General features: G+C 74.3%; 1 protein-coding gene. It reads right to left on the bottom strand.

Translation table 11 applies throughout. The features are described 5' to 3' along the window. On the bottom strand, positions 1-2,892 hold a 2,892-nt coding region (locus tag HO151_RS02720), incomplete at its 3' end, for a type I polyketide synthase (protein ID WP_254594659.1). Positions 2,893-2,913: the final 21 nt, after the last annotated feature.

The following is a 2,913-nucleotide window of genomic DNA, read 5'->3' on the forward strand; positions in this document are numbered from 1 at the left end:
GCCTTCGGAGACGACCCGCCACAGGTCCTCCGGCGAGGACACCCCGCCCGGATAACGGCACGCCATCCCCACGATGACCACCGGATCGTCCGCCACCGACGGCAGCACCGCCACCGGCACCACCGCCGCCGACTCCACCGCACCGAACAGCTCGTCCAGCAGGTACCCCACCAGCGCATGCGCCGTCGGGTAGTCGAAGACCACCGTCGCCGGCAGCCGCAGACCCGTCGCCTTGCCCAGCCGGTTGCGCAGCTCCACCGCCGTCAGCGAATCGAAGCCCAGGTCCTGGAATGCCCGCGCCGGGTCCACCGTCTGCGCGCCCGCGTGGCCGAGGACCACCGCGATCTGACCGCGCACCAGGTCCAGCAGCACCTCACGCCGCTCCTCGGCGCCCAGCCCTTCCAGACGCTGCACCAGACCCGCCGTCGCCGCCGACCCACCGGCCGCCGAACGACGCCTGCGGGTGCGCACAAGGCCGCGCAGCAGGTTCGGGACGTCCTCCTGGCCGCGCAGGGCGGCCAGGTCGAGGCGTACGGGCAGGACCACCGGCTCGCCGGAGGCAAGGGCCGCGTCGAACAGCGCCGTGCCCTGCTCCGCCGTGACCGCCGGCAGGCCCGACCGCGCGATACGCCGCCGGTCCGTCTCCGACAGTCCCTCCGTCATCCCGGCGTCCTGCGCCCACGGACCCCACACCAGGGACACCGCGGGCAGGCCCAGGGTCCGGCGGTGCTCCACGAGCGCGTCCAGGAACACGTTCCCCGCCGCGTACGCACCCTGCCCCGCGCTGCCGAACGTCCCCGCCACCGAGGAGAAGAGGACGAAGGCGTCCAGGTCCAGGCCGAGGTCCCTGGCGGCCTCGTGCAGGTTCCACGCCGCGTCCACCTTCGGGCGCAGCACACCCGTCAGCCGCTCCGGCGTCAACGACCCGACCATGCCGTCGTCCAGCACACCGGCCGCGTGCACCACCGCGCGCACCGGGCGGTCGGCCGGCACCCCGGCCAGCAGTGCGTCGACAGCCGTACGGTCGGCCAGGTCGCACGCCGCGACCGCGACACGGGCTCCCAGGCCGGACAGCTCGGCCGTCAGGGCGTCGATGCCCTCGGCGGCCGGGCCTCGCCGGCTCACCAGCAGCAGATCCCGCGCACCCCGCTCCACCACCAGGTGCCGGGCCACGATGCGGCCCAGACCGCCCGTACCGCCGGTCACCAGTACGGTGCCGTCGTGCGTGGCCGAGAGCGGGGCGTCGATCTGCGGGTCCGCGGTGTCATCGGCCGGGTTCGTCCGGGCCAGGCGCGGCGCCCGTACCTCGCCGTCCCGTACGACGGTCTCGGTCTCGTCCGTGGTGAGGGCGGCGAGCACCGCTGTGGCGTCCGTGCCGCTCTCCATGTCCAGCAGCCCGAAGCGTCCCGGGTGTTCCAGCGACGCGGAGCGCACCAGGCCCCGTACGGGAGCGGAGATCATCCCGTCGACGCCGTCGGTGCCCGCCGTGTCCCGCGTGACGAACACGAGGCGGGAGTCGGCGAACCGCTCCTCGGCCAGCCACGACCGCACCAGCTCCAGCGCCCGCGTCGCGGCACCGTGCACGGAACCGACCACGTCGGCGCCGTCGAGGGAAGCACCGGCGTCGACGAGTACCGTCCCCGGCACCTCACCGGCACCGGCCAGCTCCTCAAGACCCGCGAACGCCACGAACCCGTCATCCGACAGGCCCGCTACCTCACCCAGCACACCCACCGGACCCGTAACGGCACCGGCCCCAGCAACCCGCGCCGGCACCCACTCCACCCGGTAGAGCGACTTCGAGGCGTCGTCAGGGCGTACGGTCGCGGTGGCCGCGCGGACGGTCAGGGACTCCACGGAGGCGACGGGCGCTCCGGTGGGATCGGCCAGCCGTACGCCCAGGGTGTCGTCCCCGGTCCGGGTCAGCCGGACCCGGAGCACCGACGCACCGGACGCGTGCAGCGACACACCTTCCCAGACGAACGGAACCCCGCCCGGGGCGTCGTCGTCGCCGAAGGCGAAGGAGGCGTGCAGGGCCGCGTCGAAGAGCGCCGGATGCAGGCCGAACGGCGTACCGTCCGTCTCCTCGCCCAGGGCGACCTCGGCGAACACCTCGTCGCCGTGCCGCCAGGCGGCGCGCAGGCCCTGGAAGGCGGGACCGTAACGGAGGCCGACCTCGGCGAGGCGCTCGTAGCAGTCGGTCACGTCGACCGGTACGGCGTCCCGCGGCGGCCACACCGACGCGTCGAAGTCGGGGGTGACGGCGTCCGGCACCAGCACGCCCTGGGCGTGGAGGGTCCAGGACTGGCGCTCGTCCCCGGCGTCGTCCCGGGAGTGGACCGCGACCGTACGGCGTCCGGAGTCGTCCGGCTCTCCGACGCTCACCTGGATGCGTACGGCACCGCGTTCCGGCAGTACCAGCGGCGTGGGCAGGGTCAGTTCCTCGACCGTGTCGCAGCCCACCTCGTCGGCGGCCCGGACGGCGAGTTCCAGCAGGGCCGTGCCCGGCACCAGTACGGCGCCCTGGACGACGTGGTCGGCCAGCCACGGGTGGGACTGCGTCGACAGCCGACCGGTGAACACCAGCCCGTCGCCACCGGCGAGCTCGACGGCCGCGCCGAGCAGGGGGTGCCCGGCCGCGCCGAGACCGGCCAGCCGGATGTCACCGGCGCCGGCCACGGTTCCCGTCGGCCAGAAGTACTCGTGCTGGAAGGCGTAGGTCGGCAGGTCCACCGCACGGGCGCCCGTACCGTCGAGGACGGTGGCCCAGTCGGCGGCGACGCCGCACACGTGCAGCCGGGCGAGAGTCGTCAGGACTGCGGTGACTTCCTCGCGGTCCTTGCGCAGCAGCGGGACCAGGACCGCGTCCTCACCCGCGCTCTCACGCGCCATACCACTCAGCACACCATCGGG

This window comes from Streptomyces sp. 8P21H-1 (assembly GCF_013302945.1).